The 17,217-nt window shown below is 43.5% G+C and carries 19 protein-coding genes; 3 read left to right on the top strand and 16 right to left on the bottom strand.

Translation table 11 applies throughout. The features are described from left to right. From I8U17_RS15880 to I8U17_RS15820, 13 genes are all read right to left on the bottom strand, one after another. Nucleotides 1-1,443 (bottom strand): type I restriction-modification system subunit M, encoded by a 1,443-nt coding sequence (locus I8U17_RS15880; RefSeq protein WP_198055926.1) that lies wholly within the window; start codon nucleotides 1,441-1,443, stop codon nucleotides 1-3. 18 nt (nucleotides 1,444-1,461) lie between these two features. Beyond that, on the bottom strand, nucleotides 1,462-3,780 hold the full coding sequence (gene hsdR, locus I8U17_RS15875) for an EcoAI/FtnUII family type I restriction enzme subunit R (RefSeq protein ID WP_198055975.1): 2,319 nt from the start codon (nucleotides 3,778-3,780) through the stop codon (nucleotides 1,462-1,464). A gap of 893 nt (nucleotides 3,781-4,673) precedes the next feature. Continuing rightward, nucleotides 4,674-4,940 carry a metal-sensitive transcriptional regulator gene (locus I8U17_RS15870; RefSeq protein ID WP_198059784.1) on the bottom strand — a complete coding sequence of 89 codons (267 nt, stop codon included), beginning with the start codon at nucleotides 4,938-4,940 and terminating at the stop codon, nucleotides 4,674-4,676. Then, nucleotides 4,930-5,340 carry a rhodanese-like domain-containing protein gene (locus I8U17_RS15865; RefSeq protein WP_198055924.1) on the bottom strand — a complete coding sequence of 137 codons (411 nt, stop codon included), beginning with the start codon at nucleotides 5,338-5,340 and terminating at the stop codon, nucleotides 4,930-4,932. The genes I8U17_RS15870 and I8U17_RS15865 overlap by 11 nt, the downstream gene beginning before the upstream one ends. 50 nt (nucleotides 5,341-5,390) lie before the next feature. Continuing rightward, nucleotides 5,391-6,167, bottom strand: coding sequence for a sulfite exporter TauE/SafE family protein (locus I8U17_RS15860; RefSeq protein WP_198055923.1), 777 nt, complete (start codon nucleotides 6,165-6,167; stop codon nucleotides 5,391-5,393). A 17-nt stretch (nucleotides 6,168-6,184) separates the two neighbouring features. Continuing rightward, nucleotides 6,185-6,661, bottom strand: coding sequence for a DsrE/DsrF/DrsH-like family protein (locus I8U17_RS15855; protein WP_198055922.1), 477 nt, complete (start codon nucleotides 6,659-6,661; stop codon nucleotides 6,185-6,187). A gap of 82 nt (nucleotides 6,662-6,743) precedes the next feature. Beyond that, the gene (locus I8U17_RS15850) at nucleotides 6,744-6,971 is read right to left on the bottom strand and encodes a sulfurtransferase TusA family protein (protein ID WP_198055921.1); all 228 of its coding nucleotides are present in this window, start codon (nucleotides 6,969-6,971) and stop codon (nucleotides 6,744-6,746) included. An 18-nt stretch (nucleotides 6,972-6,989) separates the two neighbouring features. Then, the gene (locus tag I8U17_RS15845) at nucleotides 6,990-8,120 is read right to left on the bottom strand and encodes an MBL fold metallo-hydrolase (protein ID WP_198059783.1); all 1,131 of its coding nucleotides are present in this window, start codon (nucleotides 8,118-8,120) and stop codon (nucleotides 6,990-6,992) included. A 22-nt stretch (nucleotides 8,121-8,142) separates the two neighbouring features. After that, nucleotides 8,143-8,538, bottom strand: coding sequence for a DsrE/DsrF/DrsH-like family protein (locus I8U17_RS15840; RefSeq protein WP_198055919.1), 396 nt, complete (start codon nucleotides 8,536-8,538; stop codon nucleotides 8,143-8,145). 13 nt (nucleotides 8,539-8,551) lie between these two features. Beyond that, a complete protein-coding gene (locus I8U17_RS15835; RefSeq protein ID WP_198055918.1) occupies nucleotides 8,552-9,124 on the bottom strand; it encodes a sulfurtransferase TusA family protein in 573 nt (190 codons plus the stop codon). A gap of 17 nt (nucleotides 9,125-9,141) precedes the next feature. Continuing rightward, the gene (locus I8U17_RS15830; protein ID WP_198055917.1) at nucleotides 9,142-9,450 is read right to left on the bottom strand and encodes a rhodanese-like domain-containing protein; all 309 of its coding nucleotides are present in this window, start codon (nucleotides 9,448-9,450) and stop codon (nucleotides 9,142-9,144) included. A gap of 505 nt (nucleotides 9,451-9,955) precedes the next feature. Then, nucleotides 9,956-10,534, bottom strand: a complete 579-nt coding sequence (locus tag I8U17_RS15825) for a GerAB/ArcD/ProY family transporter (protein ID WP_081943760.1) — start codon at nucleotides 10,532-10,534, stop codon at nucleotides 9,956-9,958. Between the two features lie 348 nt (nucleotides 10,535-10,882). Continuing rightward, the gene (locus I8U17_RS15820) at nucleotides 10,883-12,226 is read right to left on the bottom strand and encodes a cytochrome P450 (RefSeq protein WP_033100328.1); all 1,344 of its coding nucleotides are present in this window, start codon (nucleotides 12,224-12,226) and stop codon (nucleotides 10,883-10,885) included. A 334-nt stretch (nucleotides 12,227-12,560) separates the two neighbouring features. On the opposite strand from I8U17_RS15820, the gene I8U17_RS15815 reads away from it, so the two are divergent. The 3 genes from I8U17_RS15815 to I8U17_RS15805 all read left to right on the top strand — a co-directional run bounded on the left by I8U17_RS15815 (nucleotide 12,561) and on the right by I8U17_RS15805 (nucleotide 14,522). After that, nucleotides 12,561-13,025 (top strand): GNAT family N-acetyltransferase, encoded by a 465-nt coding sequence (locus I8U17_RS15815; protein ID WP_033100329.1) that lies wholly within the window; start codon nucleotides 12,561-12,563, stop codon nucleotides 13,023-13,025. Between the two features lie 23 nt (nucleotides 13,026-13,048). Beyond that, on the top strand, nucleotides 13,049-13,429 hold the full coding sequence (locus tag I8U17_RS15810; RefSeq protein WP_232331149.1) for a tyrosine-type recombinase/integrase: 381 nt from the start codon (nucleotides 13,049-13,051) through the stop codon (nucleotides 13,427-13,429). Nucleotides 13,430-14,192: 763 nt separating this feature from the next. Continuing rightward, nucleotides 14,193-14,522 carry a spectrin repeat-containing protein gene (locus tag I8U17_RS15805; protein WP_152568504.1) on the top strand — a complete coding sequence of 110 codons (330 nt, stop codon included), beginning with the start codon at nucleotides 14,193-14,195 and terminating at the stop codon, nucleotides 14,520-14,522. 1,012 nt (nucleotides 14,523-15,534) lie between these two features. Here the strand turns inward: I8U17_RS15805 and I8U17_RS15800 are convergent. The 3 genes from I8U17_RS15800 to I8U17_RS15790 form a co-directional block, all read right to left on the bottom strand. Then, nucleotides 15,535-15,894, bottom strand: a complete 360-nt coding sequence (locus I8U17_RS15800) for a YhjD family protein (protein WP_483316409.1) — start codon at nucleotides 15,892-15,894, stop codon at nucleotides 15,535-15,537. Beyond that, nucleotides 15,872-16,741 carry an ATP-dependent DNA ligase gene (locus I8U17_RS15795; protein WP_255518270.1) on the bottom strand — a complete coding sequence of 290 codons (870 nt, stop codon included), beginning with the start codon at nucleotides 16,739-16,741 and terminating at the stop codon, nucleotides 15,872-15,874. The genes I8U17_RS15800 and I8U17_RS15795 overlap by 23 nt, the downstream gene beginning before the upstream one ends. 80 nt (nucleotides 16,742-16,821) lie before the next feature. Beyond that, nucleotides 16,822-16,971, bottom strand: coding sequence for a hypothetical protein (locus I8U17_RS15790; protein WP_160173822.1), 150 nt, complete (start codon nucleotides 16,969-16,971; stop codon nucleotides 16,822-16,824). Between the last annotated feature and the right edge of the window lie 246 nt (nucleotides 16,972-17,217).

The following is a 17,217-nucleotide window of genomic DNA, read 5'->3' as shown; positions in this document are numbered from 1 at the left end:
TTATTTCGACCCTTCCAATATCTTGGCCAGTTCCTCTTTCAACTGGTCTTTCACTTGTTGAACCTGAGCCACAGCTTCTTCATATTTCTTAAGTGCTTCTTCTGGGCTTAACAATTCTTCTTCCTCGGTGTGAGGATTCTTCTGATCCAAGTTGTATCCCTGTTTAATAATATCCTCCACCGTTACCTTCCAGGCATACTCATTCTCAACCCGATTGTTCCACCACGCTTTTTCCCTGTCAAATTCTTCAATTCGAATTGGTTTTGTCTTGGAATAAGACTTCATGCCTTCAGGATAAGGATGCTCAAAGTACCAAATTTCTTTGGTAGGCTTTCCTTTCTCAAAGAACAAGAGGTTGGTCTTAATCCCCGTATACGGAGCAAAGACCCCATTTGGAAGTCGGACAATAGTATGTAAGTTGAATTCCTGCAAGAGTTTCTCTTTGATTCGTGTCTTTACACCCTCTCCAAACAGGAATCCGTCAGGCAAAACAACCGCAGCACGGCCATTGTCTTTAAGAAAATGCATGATCAAGACCATGAACAAGTCGGCTGTTTCCTTTGTTCTAAATGAACTTGGGAAGTTGGCTTGAATGCCATCTTCTTCGACCCCGCCAAACGGAGGATTGGTGAGAACCACGTTCACCCGTTCGGCCTTGCTGTAATCCCGGAGTGGGCGAGCCAAAGAGTTTGAATGAACGATGCTAGGAATATCCACTCCATGAAGGATCATGTTGGTTGTAGCCAGAATATGCGGAAGCGGTTTTTTCTCGATCCCTCTGACTGTTTTCGCGATGAGTTCATGTTCTTCCACCGATTTCACTTGTTTTTTCAAGTGATCTACCGTGTTGGTCAAGAAGCCTCCAGTGCCACATGCCGGGTCCAACACTACTTCCCCGATTTGAGGATTGACCATGTCCACCATAAACTGCGTAACGGCACGAGGGGTATAGAACTCCCCTGCATTGCCGGCAGATTGCAGATCTTTCAGGAAGCTTTCGTAGATATCGTTAAAGAGGTGCCGATCTTCCGAACTGTTAAAGTCGACCTCGTTCAGTTTATTAATCACCTGACGCAACAACGTTCCAGACTTCATATAGTTAAAGGCATCTGCAAAGACTTCCTTTACCATGAAACCACGAGGGTTATCTTGCGGAGTGTACGGAAGATTCTTCAATGTAGGGAACAGCTTGTTGTTGACGAAGTCCAAAAGTTCATCCCCCGTCATCCCTTCATCATCCGCTGCCCAATCACGCCACCGGAAATCTTCTGGGATGGGAGATTGATAGTTGTCCGACAGCAGCTCCATCTCTTGGTCTTTATCATCCAAGATTTTCAGGAACAGCATCCAGACTAGCTGGGCGATGCGCTGTGCATCGCCATCCACCCCAGAGTCTTGACGCATGATATCCTGAATCGACTTAATTACATTGGTGATTGTCATATCCTGTCTTCCCTTCCTCTATGCGCTGTACAATCGCTTCTTCAACTGCTGAATCGTTTCAAGGTATTTGTCTTTGCCTTTAAAGAGTTTAATAATTTCAACCGGAGACCCGATCTCGGTAAAAGGAGCAATCCGAAGGATCTCCATCGACTCAATATCTTCGATGCCACCTTCAGCATAACGGTCTAACAAGGCATCAATCACACGTCTGGCCTTCGCCTCATATTTATCAAAGTAGCTGTCCTGTCTGGCCTTCCTAGCCCGTTCACTTCGAGTCAAGGGTTTTTGATCAAAAGCCACATGGCAGATTAAGTCAAAAACATCATATTCTTTGCCCACTTCTTCTTGAAGCGCATCCAAATGTACTCCTTGTTCCAACAACTCCTTAATAATGATTTGTTTTTTCTCCGCTTCATTCCACTTTTGAATAAAATGATCTAAAGACCGATACTCTTTTTTAATGGTTTTCTTCGTATAATCCTTTAAAGACTCCGTAATCAGTTTACCATCAGGTCCGTAAAACTGCGTACGTTCAACAGACACCTTGACTTCTACATCATCAACATAGGGTTTATAGTTTGGCCCTCTTTCTCCAGGTTCCCTTTCGTCTGGTTCCGTTTCCACATCCTCTGGTGGAATGATAGGATCATGATTTCCAGGTTCATACACCTTGACAGGGTCCCCGTCAAACTCGGGATCGGCAAACAAATTGGTCACATTCCGGAAATCCATAATGGTGAAATAATATTTATCGTACTCTTCGTTCACTCGGGTTCCGCGGCCTATGATCTGTTTAAACTCTGTCATAGAATTGATATTCGCGTCAAGCACAATCAGCTTGCAAGTTTGGGCATCGACTCCTGTTGTCATCAATTTGGAAGTAGTAGCAATGACAGGGTAATCACTATCTGGATTGATAAAGTCATCTAGCGCAGCTTTCCCCTCATTGTTATCTCCAGTAATTCGCATGATGTACTTATGATTTTTGTTGAACAGGTCCCCATTTTCATTAATTAAAGCACTGCGCATCCGTTCTGCATGATCTACATCGACACAAAATACAATAGTCTTCTGGAAGCGATCTGTCTTTTTCAGGTATTCCGTCACTTTTTTGGCTACTAATTCGGTTCGCTTTTCCAGAACCAGTTTCTTATCAAAATCACGTTGGGTATAAACGCGATCTTCGATTTCCCTACCAAACTTATCCTTTTTCCCTTTTTCCGGTCGCCAGCCCTCCAAATCCCGATCCAAGCTAATACGAATCACGCGATAGGGGGCCAAGAACCCGTCATGAATCCCTTGTTTCAGGGAATATGTATAGATCGGTTCACCAAAATAATGGATATTGGACACATCTTTTGTTTCTTTTGGAGTTGCTGTTAAGCCGATCTGAGTGGCTGAAGAGAAATACTCCAGAATCTCCCGCCATGCCGAATCTGCTTTGGCGCTCCCGCGATGGCACTCATCCACAATGACCAAATCAAAGAAATCCGGAGAAAATTCCTTATAGATATTCTTCCAGTCCTCTTCTCCTGAAATGCCCTGGTACAATGATAAATAGATCTCATAAGATTTATCAACCCGGCGATTGCGAATCTTTGTCATCTTATCCCCAAACGGACTGAAATCATTGGTCATGGTTTGATCTACCAGAATATTTCTGTCCGCCAGGAACAAAATCCGTTTTTTGACTCCTGATTTCCAAAGCCGCCAAATAATCTGAAACGCTGTATAGGTTTTTCCGGTCCCCGTCGCCATTACGAGTAGAAGCCGCTTTTTTCCATTCGCTACAGCTTCTATGGTTCGATTAATGGCGATTCGTTGATAGTAACGTGGTTCCTTTCCCCTTGAATCAATAAAATACGGTTGAGCGATAATTTTTTCTTTTACAGAGTCGATCCCTTTCCACTTTTTAAAGCGTTCCCAAAGTTCTTCAGGAGAAGGGAACTCATCCAGGGTGAGAACCCTTTCTCTTTTCCCTTCTACAACTGTCCTGTCATGTTCAATAAAACCAGTGCCGTTGGAGGTATACGCAAAGGGAATATCCAACATCTCAGCATACTCCAACACTTGCTGCATCCCTCCACCCAAAGGCAGGGTGTCTTTTTTAGCTTCAATGATCGCAATGGGGAGATTGGGATGGCCTTTAGGATAAAGTAGATAATCGGCCCGTTTCTGTTTTTTTCGTCTCACCTTGTTTCCATGAACAACAATTTGTCCCTTGGTAAAAGTGACTTCTTCCCAAACCTGTGTCATGATGTCCCAACCTGCACGTTCAATAGCCGGAGTAATAAATTTCGTGCAGATATCTCGCTCACTGAAGCCGCTTTTCCCCATCTGTCCACTCTCCTCCTCATAGTCAATAAACGCCATGATCCCCATTTTTCCATACAAATCCTTAAGCTGATGCCGATAGTGGTTTTGTGCTGCCTGAATGGCACGATCTTGTTCCACCAACCACAGATCCCCAATAACCACCAAAAAATTGTATCCATGTAGGAATATCACCCTGTACAGAAAAAATTGTCTAAAAAGTTAAAACTAAAAGCATAAGTAGATTAGTTAATACAGGAAAGATAGTCTAATTCCTAGGAAAAACCAAAACCATCCCGATTTTAAAATTATCCACGTCTCAATAATATCACCACTTTGAATATAGTTTTTATTATATTATCTCAAAAGTGTATAGTATTGTAGGATTAGTCTGACCGCAAAGTCCATATGGGTTTTCAGGCTATATTCGTTACGCGGCTAAATTCATTGCTGATTTTTTGGATGCCAACAAAAAGGATTTGCATCCCACCGTCCAATTTTGATGTTGAACATACAAACTTCCTCTCCTTTTTCATCACTATCGATACATTCGGAGAGAAACAAATGTTTCTAACCCTATTCACGGTTTTGTCAGAAATGGCTGCAACACAGAGGAAGAGAGAGGGGAGAGGGTTAACATTATCAATCCGTGGTTTTTGGACAAAACGATAAAAAACAAACCGCCCAGATGTGAGGCGGTTTTTTATATCAAAAAAGCCTACCCATTGGGTAAGCTCTATTCCATATAGCGAATATACTCCTTCAAGATCTCGCCGCACTCAACCTTGATCCACAAACACTTTGCATAAAGATGAGGCTTGCGGTCTTTTTTTATTCAATTCCCAATAGAAAGAATAGCGTCTTTCATTTTGGGGGTTTGGGTTTTCTTAACTTGATGGAACAATCAACTACAACACTCATTTACTGCGTACCATTAAATTGATTGCTTCCTCTAGAAGTTTTTTGGTATTTGCATTTTCTCCTTTTTCCATCTCTTCTCTCAAACATTGCTCCAAATTATGAGTGAGAATATACGCGATCGACCGGTCCACAGCTGAACGAATCGCGGATAATTGCGACACGACCTCTTTACAGTCTTTCTCTTCCCCCATCATGCGCAAAACCCCGCGAACTTGTCCTTCTATACGGCGCAACCGTTTTTTCACACTGTCATCATACAGCATCGTCTTTCCCCCCCTTACTTACTTTTTTGATCGGCCCTTTCCAATTCATGAGTCCGCCTTTAAGGTGAATCACTTGCTGGAACCCGAGCTTACGCAATTGCCGGGCGGCGATCGCACTTCGAGAACTGCTTCTGCAGTACAGATAAATGTTTTCGCCTTTGTCCCAGGCAGCAACCCTTTTCTTTAGTGAATCGATTTGGCTTAGTGGGGTATTTATAGCCCCGGGTATATGACCGGATTGAAATTCATGTTTTTCCCGGACATCAAGCAAATGAATTTTTTTGTTTTCAATGAGCTTCAATAATTCACTCGGGCTGATTGTTTGTATGCCCCGATTCATAAGATAAAAATAAAGAATCCCACCTAATAATACGATAATACCAATAAAAATACTATTCATATATAGTTTCCTCCTGTCTTAGAGAAAAAATCCCCCCATGAATGGAGGAATTAAAGAAAATCGAACCAAATTTTCACCGATGTCGCAACGATGACGATTGACAAAATCACTTGCAACGTTTTGGGATTTACCTTTTTTCCGACCGTGGCTCCCAATGGTGAAGCAACGATACTGGCAATGACCAGAACGATGGCCGGGATCAGATCAATCTGCCCTGTGACAATTTTAGCCGAGGCGGATCCAACGGAAGAAATAAAGGTGATAGCCAGCGAAGTGGCAATCGTCATTCGAGTAGGGATTTTCAAAACGACCAACATAACAGGAACCAGGATAAAGGCCCCGGCTGCACCAATGATCCCAGATGCAATCCCGATGATAAATGCAGATATTATAGCTAAAGGAACATGAAATTTCACTTGATTCACCGGAATATCATCCAGTCCTTTTTTGGGAACAAACATCATCAATGCCGCAATCGTTGCCAAAATGGCATAAATCAAATTAATTTGTCCTTCACTAAGCAATTTGGACCCGTATCCACCGATAAAGCTCCCGATTAAAATGCTGATCCCCATGTAAAGAACGAGAGACTTATTCAGGTAGCCTTCTTTCCGGTAAGCAAGCACTGCTGTGAGGGTCGCAAAGAATACTTGAACCGCCCCAATTCCCGTTACTTCATGAGCAGTGAATGCAGTAAAGCCCAGTAAAGGAGGAACATAGAGCAGCATCGGATAGTTAATAATGGATCCTCCAATCCCCAGCATTCCGGAGGTAAAAGAACCAATAAATCCGATGAAAAAAATGAGTATCATTAATCCTATATCCATATCCGGACACTTCTTTCTTAGATAAACAAGTTAATTTTTGCCTCGTTTGCTTCTGCAAGATAAGATGCAACGCCAGCATACTCAAGTCCATCAATCAGTTCTTCTTTCTTAATTCCCAGCACGTCCATCGACATGGTACAGGCTACCATTTTAATATCCAGTTCTTTTGCCATTTCGATGAGCTCTTTTAAAGTCGTAATGTTTTTCTTTTTCATGGTGTATTTCATCAATTTGGCTCCCAAGCCACCGAAGTTCATCTTGGAAATCCCCAACTTTTCAGGCCCTCTTGGCAACATCTTGGCAAACAGCTTGTCCATAAAGGATTTTTGTACAGGTACATATTGCTCTTTACGAAGAATGTTCAATCCCCAAAAGGTAAAAAACATGGTCACTTGGTTTCCCATTGCAGCAGATCCCGTTGCAATAATAAAGCTGGCAATCGCTTTATCCAAATCACCGCTGAATACGATCAAGGTTGATTTATTATCTTCCATTACTATCTCCACTCCCATTTGATATTTTTAAATGAGATGATCTCCTTCATGGACAGGATGAAGGAGATCATCTTTGAATCCCTTAGCCCTTTTGAATCCAGAATTTATACACACCGTTATCTTCGCGTTGTTCGATCACTCGATGCCCGGCTGTTTTGGCCCAGGCAGGGATGTCACTTAAAGCGCCTGAATCCGTTGTATGAAGTTCTAAGATCTGGCCTGGTTTTAACTCATCGATCGCTTTTTTGGTGCGAACGACGGGCATAGGGCAAGAGAGTCCTTTTGCATCTAACACTTTATCTGGGTTCATCGATAAGCCCCCTTTAAGTTAACTGTGATGAATAGCACAACGGTTGGGCCCAATTTCCAATTCCGTTGCTTTATCTGGAGACACCTTGATAACTCCACGGTTAATATCTATAATCTCCTCATAATTCGGTGGTGTGGCACCTACAGTCCCGGCAACCATTTCAGTAAATTGTTCACGATCTTCCGTACGCATGATTTCGTTGCTTCTCCGAATATCCCCTAAAGTTGCCCCCACATAACCATTCTCATTGATCTCTTGAATATCGGCATAATGAGCAGGTAATACAATGATGTCGTCTGACAGGAGAGCAATTTTCTTAAATACAGTCTCGTACAGGGATTGTGCCCATTCTCTTGCCTTTCCTCCAAGGTCTGGCCTTCCCAAACCTCCTACGAAAATGGTATCCCCCGAAAGCAGATACTGATCGTTAACTAGAAAGGACACACTTCCGGGCGTATGACCTGGTGTCGGAATGGTCAAAATTTTGACACGCACAGCCCCGAAATGGATTTCATCGTGTTCTTCCAGTGGCTCAAACGATATATTCGTCCCTTGCATTTCACAGGAAGAAATATAGTAAGTAGCTCCAGTTTGGTCTGCTAATGACCGACCGCCCGAAATATGGTCAGCATGTAAATGCGTATCCATGATATGCACGATTTTGGCGTTTTCCTTTTCCGCAAGATTTGTGTATTCTTCAATGTGTCGGTTCGGATCTACAACCATCGCCTGACCTTCGGAGACGACCATATAGGATAGGCAACCTTTTGCCAAACGATTGATTTGAAACAACTTTATATTTTCATCAACAACGACGGTAACTGGATGATAAAATTGGCTCCACTCCAACATCCCCTTTTCCAGATAACTCACTTTGTACCCTTTTTCATCCAGAAGCTCGGCAACCATCAAAGCAGAGCCGCCTTTAGCACAAATGACTATGATTTCTGTATCCTTCGGAAGATCTTTGTAGGTTGTCTCATTTTCGTCTAGAAAATCAAAGTAAGGGATATTGATGGATTGAATATTTTTTCCTTCAATTTTCCAGTCATTGTACTCATCTGGATTTCGGACATCGAGAATAAATACTGGTTTTCCACTGTTAATTTTTTCATGTAACTCTTTGGCGTTCATTTTGGTAACTGCCATGGTTCAAAAACACCCTTTCTTATTAGAATGTGAGCGTGACATCGGCGTCTTGGGCAAAATGCAGGAACGTAGCTGCTCCGCCAACATCGACTCCGTCGACAAAGTCTTCTTTTTTCAAACTCATGACATCCATGGTCATCTGGCAAGCAATCAGCTTCACATTCATTTCTTGCGCCATCTGCAACAATTCTGGAATGGAAGGAACATTGGCTTTTTTAAATCCTTCCATGTAATGCTCTCTGCCTGCGGGTACGGGCAATTGTTGATGAGCGTCCTTATGGATCAGATTTAACCCTTCAAAAGTGAAGAAAATGGCTACTTCTGCATCTGCAGCGGCTGCAGCCGTCGCAATATTGAACACTTTATAGGCATCGAACAAACCACCATTGCTCGCGATAATGGCAACTTTTTTACTCATCAATCATCTCTCCTTATTTTTCTTGATCGACTGGACCTGTCCACTTGGACATTCCCGGAACAACATTAATAACATTTTTAAATCCATGCTTGGTTAACTGTTGGGCAGCCATGTCGCTTCGAGTTCCGGTACGACAGATGACATAAATAGGTTGATACTTTGGAATTTCATTCATTCGTTCTTCCAATTGACCAAATGGAATCGAACAAGCTCCGGGAATATGTCCAAAGGCATATTCCGCTGGTTCACGAACATCAATAAGGATAAATCCTTCATCGTAAGCCAGCTTTTTTAATAGCTCCTCGTTTTGAATCACATGAGGATGCTTCCGCTCTTCCTTTAATTCGGATTGACTGGCTTTGCGCAAATAATGCTTCAGGACCTCTCCTTCCTGTTTCGTGCCCAGGTATTGATGCCCGGTACTTTTTGCCCATCCTTGAATATCCGCCAGGGATCCGGGGTCCGTTGCTTGTACCTCAATCACCTGACCGGGTTCCAGTTGATCCATCGCCTTTTTGGTGCGAACAATGGGCATGGGGCAGGAAAGTCCTTTACAATCTAGCTGAGCGTCGACTTTGATGGACATATTCTTTTCCTCCTTTTTTATTGCGTCTTACCTTTCCATGCGAGCATCCCACCAACCATGTTTTTCACTTTAAACCCATGCTCTTGCAAAAACTCACAGGCCCGCTCACTTCTGCCACCTGAACGACAAACCATGATGTATTCTTTACTCGGGTCCAATTCATGCAGCCGGTCAGGCAACGTCCCCAAAGCCATATGTTTCGCTTCCGGGATTTTTCCTTCCGCTACTTCCTTTTCTTCTCGAACATCAATAATGTTCAGTTTCTCTCCTTTTTGGAGCCGATGTTCCACTTCTTGCGGTGTAATGGTTGGAATGTTTTTTTTCATGAAAAACTCCCTCCTTTCTTGTCGATGGAATAGTTTCTTATACATATACCTGCATAGGTATATGTATACGGATAAAAAATACCAACTTTAATGTCGGTAGTTTAGTTTATATATACATATACGCCTATAGGTATAATATAAAAGGCAATGCCTTTTGTCAACATCCACTGGATCATTTATTTGAAACTGAAAATAGAAGGAATTAACAGGTCAGTAGTGGCTGCCCTTCTTAAATGCCTGGGTAAGATCGGTGTTAATAAAGAAATTTCAATTTATTGTCTTTAACAAATCTTAACATTCATTGTATAACATGTGATCGGGTGTTGCTCTACAAGGAATCTTCCTTTTCACACGAATCTTTGGAATTTGGAGGCCACCTGATATAATCAATGTTAATTCAGATATTCAAAGAGAGGCTAGCATGTCTGAACGTCGTTTTGATCCAGCCAAGATAGATAAATTGGACAATCCCGAACGCAGAAAGGCACTCCCCCTACAAGTACCTCTACAAATCCTGAGCTGCATAAATCATCCCTTTCAGCAATGGTTCCAAGCCATTTTGTAAAATGGGAAATAAGAAGGCGTAATCTTTTCGCGGCATATTCCCCAACATCACTAAATGACCCAAAAGAACCACCACCGGAAGTAAAATGCCGTTTGTAATGGCAATGGCTTCTATTCCGGCATAGGCTCCAAAAAAACAAAGAGCGATGATCGACAGTGCAATGACAAAATTGGGGGTGCTGATTAAATAGGATGCATTTGTCCAATTAGACGTATCCTTCAGCGTGACGAAAACGCCAATAAACAAATCCGCACAAATGAGTAGGATCACAACCACGGCAGGGAGTTTACCAACGTGTTTCGATATCCAAAATACAAGATTGGCCTGCTTGGTTCGTTTCATAATGACCAACCAAATGAGAACAACTGCACCTGCCAGTAGGACAGCAACCCAGGAATCACGCCCCGCGGATTCCAATAAAGCAGGGGTAATGATCACATGGGTCTGGATTCCCACGGCTGTTATGATTAACATGGTTAGTTGCAAAACATTGATCGAGGCAGATGTTGTTTTCATCATAAACCTCCTTTCTATTTAAGATGCTAAAAAGTATATTTGTATATGCATGTAGCGAAGCAGCGAAGGTGAAACAGATCCATGTAAAAAGCCATGAGTTACCATCCCACGGCCCCAAGGATTTTTCCTGCGGTTATGAAAAATGTTGGTTTACTTCGGATGGTTTTCAAAAAAGCCCCACATGATCGAACTGGCTTTAAAGTCCTTTGGGATCGGTGTAAGAACCTGCTGTGCTGCCAGCCGACCACACCTCATTCCGTCTACCATTACTGCCATGACAGCATTTCCACTTTAATCCTTAAAGGGGTCTCGACATTGGCGTTTTTTTTGTATTGGAGCAGCATTTTCTCCTTATCGCTGTTTGACCACCATGCGAATGCCTTTTTTCGGACGGAGCGTGACCAGAGGCTCCGGCTCGACGGACGGATGGTTCGGAGCGAGCTCCAACTTGTAGCGCTGTCCGATCGTCGCCAAAAGTAGCACCGCTTCCATCAGCGCGAAGTTGTTGCCGATGCAGATACGGGGCCCGCCGCCGAAAGGAAAGTAGGCGAACTGCGGTATGCGTTTTAAGATGTCGCCTTCAAAACGCTCGGGGAAAAATCGGTCCGGATTCTCAAAGTACTCTTCCTTGCGGTGCATGACGTACTGGCTCATCATCAGCGTCTCACCTGGTTCGAAGCAGTATTCTCCAATCTGCACTGGCTCCACCGCCTCGCGGCTAATTGACCAGGCGGGCGGATAGAGACGCATCGCCTCCCAGAGAATGTTGTTTGTGTAGGTCAGACTCGGGATGTCATCAACGGTCGGAAGTCGACCCTCGAGCACGTTGTCCAGTTCGTCCCAAAAGCGCCGCTCCACTTCCGGATGCTGCGACAGCAGATACCAAGTCCACGACAGAGTGTTAGCCGTCGTCTCGTGTCCAGCGATAAAGATTGTCATCACCTGGTCCCGCACCTCCTGATCAGTCATGCCGGTTCCGTTCATCTCGTCGCGAGCGGCAAGGAGCATTGATAGCAGATCGCCCCGTTCCGGTTCGCTCTGACTGCGACGTTCTTCGATGATGTGGTAAATTGTCTTGTCAAGCACCTCGATCGCATGTTGAAATTCCCGGTTGCTCTTGGTCGGTACAGCCAGTGGAATGTCGATGAATGAACTGGCCCTGCGGCTGACGTAATGCATACCGACGTCGATAGCGTGACCGATGTCGTGAACGTCTTGTCGAACATCGATGCCAAACATTGTATCCGTGATGATCGCCAGCGTCAGTTCCATCATGTCCTGGGTGATCAGTCTCTCCTCGCGGTCCTGCCACCCATCGATCAGGTTTTTGGCGAACTCCACCATCCTGTCGCCGTAGGCGGCAATGCGCTGCTTGTGAAACACTGGCTGGATAAGCCGGCGTTGGCGCAAGTGCTTCTTACCTTCGCTGGTCAGCAGCCCTTCTCCAATCACGGCTTTGGCTGTTCTTAAGCCCTTTGCTTTGTGGAAGCTGGATTGTTTCGTCACCAGCACTTCCTTTATATATTCGGGATTGCTGATCAGATAGATGTGACGCTGCGGTCCGAAGCGGATGTGAACCACGTCTCCATGTTCTTTCGCCGCCTTTTGCAAAAATCCGAGCGGATCCTTACGGAAAGCGAATAGATTGCCTGAGATCGGCAACCCTCTCGGACCTGTAGTGATATTGTTTGTCATCGTTTCACCTCGTCGCGTAGTGTTTTGTTTGTAGTATTACCGTTTTTCGCAGTTTCATACAATAAGAAAGGCTTCTTGAGGCCCGATCTTGCTGATAAACCTAGTGCTGAACATCGATTTAGCACTAGAAGTCGGGAATTCTTGAAAAAGTCGAATGCTGATGAACAGGATGAAAATCATGAATACACCCTGGGGGTAGAGATACAGAGCGGCGATTTTGGTTTGGCTGTAGTAGCATGTGGACTTGGATAAACGGTTAGCGATATAGGAGTAAGAGTTCTTTTAATTATAGGCTGGGAGTACTCAAAAAATTAAGTCAAGGATGGGAAATGTAATGAAAATTCGTCCTTTGCACAACTATGAAAATCCTCCTTTGGATTTGCTCTTACTTGCTGATCCTTCTTTAGAAGTTGTAAATAGCTATATTAGTCGAGGGCATTGTTTCGTCGCAGAAAGAGACAGACAAATCATCGGAGTATATGTGTTAATAGACACTCGACCTCAAACTGTGGAGCTTGTTAATATTGCTGTTTTAGCGCAGGAGCAAGGAAAGGGTATTGGAAAAAAGTTAGTTTTACATGCTATTGAAACAGCTCAATCAATGGGATATAAAACGATAGAAATCGGGACTGGTAATTCTAGTATTTCTCAATTAGCCCTATATCAGAAATGTGGCTTTCGTATTATTGGTATAGATAGAGACTTTTTCATCAATCATTACCAAGATGCGATTTATGAAAATGGAATTCAGTGTCGAGATATGATCCGTCTCTCAAAGAATCTGTCTGAAGAAGGATAAACATTAAAAGGGTGGGAGGGAATATGATAATACAACGGACACCACCTAAAAAGAAGGCCCGGGAGCTGGCTAAGTACCTTCGCGAAGAGCGGCCAGATTACAATTACCTAAAGAGTGTATTCCGTCACTTACGTGCCGAGTTGGAAGTTGAAATGCCAAAAACAAATAAGAAATTGCCATATGTGCCTACAGAGGATGAAATTAAGCGCTTTTATGAAGCCGTTTGGAAGGCAAAGAATTTCCAAGACATGATGATCATAAAGACTCTACTTTATACGGGTGTTCGCGTGAGCGAACTTACTAATATCAAGTTAAGCGATGTTGATTTCCACCGTTGCCAGATCCGAGTGAATCAGGGTAAAGGCAAGAAGGACCGAATTCCAGCGAAATCGATGCAGCCATGATCAATTCATTGGTGTCCATCTGCGTAACTGTGCCGATTACGCTGTTAACGGGAGCCGGCACGATCTTGGTTACGGTTTATTTCAATTTGCAGACGCAGAAGATTGCGGTGCAATCTCAGCGATCAGCGCTAAGGGATAAGATATTGGAGAAAAGGTTGGAATATATCCTGAAATTCAAAGAAAGTTATGGGAAATTATAGAATGCAGGAGGAATTACGGTTTAATATCTGATGAAGCTATCGCTCTTCGGGCTAAAGAATTAGTTATTAAAGTTGACGATTATAGAGAAAAACACGAGGTATTTCTTTCGTCAGAGCTAAATAAGCAAATATTCGGTCTTAATTTACATATTTCGTTTATTTCATTAGGAAACTATGAGATTATGGATCTATTTAATCATTGCCTCCGAATCATCAATTTAATCAAACAAGAGTTAAACTTAGAAGCAGTTGATGAGGAGGCCTTTGCGGTCTTTTTTTATTCAATTCCCAATTTGGTCAAATGGCTTAGTTCGAAATCAGTTGGACGGTCATACGATATCATCGTGCAACCGTACTTAAAAAAGGAGTGAATTGTATGGAACACGTAAGGCCTCCGATGTATCCGATGCCAATGTACCCAATGCCTCCCATGTATCCGATGCCTCACTATCCCAGACATCATCATCACCATCACTATCATAAATTGTACAAAGCGTACTGTCACAGCAAAAAAGCCACGAAGATACTAAAACATATTCTTTGTCATAGATGGCATCACTGGCATGATTCCTCCAGCAGTTCTCATTGGCACGATAGCAGTTCCTCCTCCAGTTCTCATTGGCGGGACAGTAGTTCCTCTAGTAGTTCCTGATCGAAAGCATCGAATGGAAAATGGCAAAAAGGAAGTGAGAAAAATGGATTTTGGTTATCCCTATGATTATCCGTACACGATTTCAGTTCGTCGGGAAGAACAAAGACATCCTGGAGCTATGCAGGAGATCATAACCAAACATATGAGCATAGCAGAAGACATCCAACGAAGGATATCCAGTATTGACGACAGGTTTGAACGAATCGAAAAAATGATCCAAGAAAGAATGAGACGAGGTTAGCTTTGATTCGTCAAGGTATCCGCGTCCGCCGGTGCTACGAGAATGGCGGATGCGGACTTTAACGGTGCTTACATGCATGTTAAAACAAGTTTGCCAATGAGGCTCCAGTAAAGTTGGTTGTTTCTAATTCTTCACGGTAAGGTGACTCATTCCTCCATTTCCATTTAGAACCCAAATCCTCCGCCGACAAAGACGAAGATGGTAGCAATCACAAGAAGGAAAATCAAAAGTCTTCTCCACCCGAAGCCAAAACCGAAACAGCTACCTCCGAAACCGCCGAAACCACCAAAACAACTAAATCCCATTTATCTGCCTCCCTGTTTCAAATTCGGTATATCGTATTCGCGGATGAAGAAAGGGAAAGTGCTTTTATCCTATATCCATTGATTTTTGGACCAATATCTTCTTAGACCGCCTTTCCATCCCACGAATAACGTCTGCTCTCCGGGTGATTCTTTTGTTTATTGACAACAAAAAAGCCATCCTTTTGGACGGCTGATGGGCTGGCTATCATGGGGTTCCATTAAAGATACGTCGTATCACCGTATACGGTCTCTTTCCCCTGTATACTGATAATCTAGTTCATCATATGATGATTTCCCTTTGGGTGTGACAGAATGCTGACACCCAGTACCAATCGTTAACCAAAAACATATAATATTAGAAAGAGTTTTACTTTCATCTACTTCCCCGCTTTTACTCCATCCTTTTTCATTTCTTCCCCTACCCTATGAGCTTCCTTTTGTTTTCCATTGAAAGGAGGCGATTGGTATGAGTTTTAGAAGAGATCACGATCATTGCCGCCATCACCGCCGTCGCCATCATCGCCGTCGTTGTCACCGTCGCCGTTGTCATCGCCGTCGTTGCCATTGCCGGAATTAATCACTAAGATAAAGAGTGTTACTAACCCTTTAAAGCAAACACTGTCTTTTCATTTTGTTTCGTTTTGTTCTTACCATATGGTTAGTAACCCTCTTTTACATAATAGATTTGGTTCTTGTTTCGGGGTAACCTAAGCAGTCAGATACTCCTTCAAGATTTCGCCGCATTCGACCTTGATCCACTCATTCAGGAACTTCATTTCCTGCCGGTATCCTTTGTACTTGTAGGCTACATGGCGATACTCCGGTTCCTGTTTGATCTCGATGATCTCTCCCGGTGATCTTCTGAAATATCCCCGCAGCTCCGTCATGTCCTTTAAGATGCGGTCCATCACTTGATCAATCATCCATCCGTAAACATCGGCCATTTTCAAATGGGAAAGTTGCTTTCGATCGCGAGACAAGGCTGATAGCAGTACTTCCAGATGAACATATCGCTTCAGTTTCAGCATGAATTCTTGATGGCCATCATCCAGCAGCATGATGATCACCTTCAAACAAGAACTCCTGAAACACCGGCAGCCGTATCATTCCCCGTTTCGTCCAGCCACGGGACTTCACTTTCATCCGGATCTGTGGGTCAAGGTAGATAAAATCTTTATCCTCGCGGATCTTCCCTTGCTCGGCAATGGACCACACTGCCTTCCGAACATCTGGCGGCGGTGGAAACTCGATCAACCCTGCCGATCGTATTCTCCCGCTTTCCTCGATGCCGATCAGCCAGCCGAATTCACCTTTCCTCAGCCCGGTCAACCGGACATCATGATAATGATAGTTGATGACTTTGAGCCAATCATGCGATCGCTTACCAATTTGATATATGGATTCTTTGCGCTTCATGACGATTCCCTCGAGGCCCTGCTCACTGATCAGGTTAAAGAAAATCCTTCCCTGTTCCCCAGGTATCCACCTCACCAGGGCAAGGTGATCTTGATCTTGGATATGTTCCTCTAACAAGACTTTCCTTTCCATAAGTGGCAGCCGCGTCAAGTCCTCTCCCTTTAACCACAGAAGATCGAACACACAGTATTCCACCGGGTACGAATCGACCAACGATTCCATTTTTCGTGGGTTCGTCGTCTGAAACCGTTTCATAATTGCTTCAAAGTCCGGATGGCCTTTTTCATCGGTAACAATCAACTCACCGTCGAGTATGGTATCTGGCGGAAGATGAAGCCTGGACAATTCGGGAAATCGATCCAGACAAGGGGTTCCATGTCGGGTCCAGCACTGAAGCTTGCCATCGACGTTGGACAAAATCAAGCGAATCCCATCCAGCTTTAACTCACAAATATAGGAATCATCGCTCATGGCGTTGTCTGCTTTGTGCAAGAGCATGGGAGATAGAAACATGGGATATCACCAATTTCTATCATATCATTTCCACTTTTTCTGAATGGTTGGTAATGAATGGGGATCTATTCAAAGACCGCTTTCACTTTGTTTACCTGCCGTTTGATTTTGGTTGGCCATCCATACCAATCATGATGGAACGTCTGACTCATCTGATAAAAATACGGGTCACCCGTCATCTGGTACAAGGTCTCCAACTGTTCAATATGAACCATGTGGATTTGTCAGAAATGGGGGCAACACATAAGAGACAAAGAAAATCAGAGATTTAACTTTCATCCTTAATATCATTGATCAGATCATATTTCATATGATTCATAATGTGATCGATCATATAAAAAAGAGCTACCTATCGCAGGTAGCTTGAGGTTGTTGACAAAGAAGGTCAACAGCCTTTTTTTGTTGAAAAGGTATAAAAAAAATTCCGAAGGAAGGTTTCTATGTTCAGGACGAATTCATCC

It is taken from the genome of Thermoactinomyces sp. CICC 10521, assembly GCF_016055135.1.
Classification (GTDB): Bacteria; Bacillota; Bacilli; order Thermoactinomycetales; family Thermoactinomycetaceae; genus Thermoactinomyces_A; species Thermoactinomyces_A daqus.
Note: the sequence above shows the minus strand (reverse complement) of the source record. Positions and strands in the feature narration are given on the sequence as shown.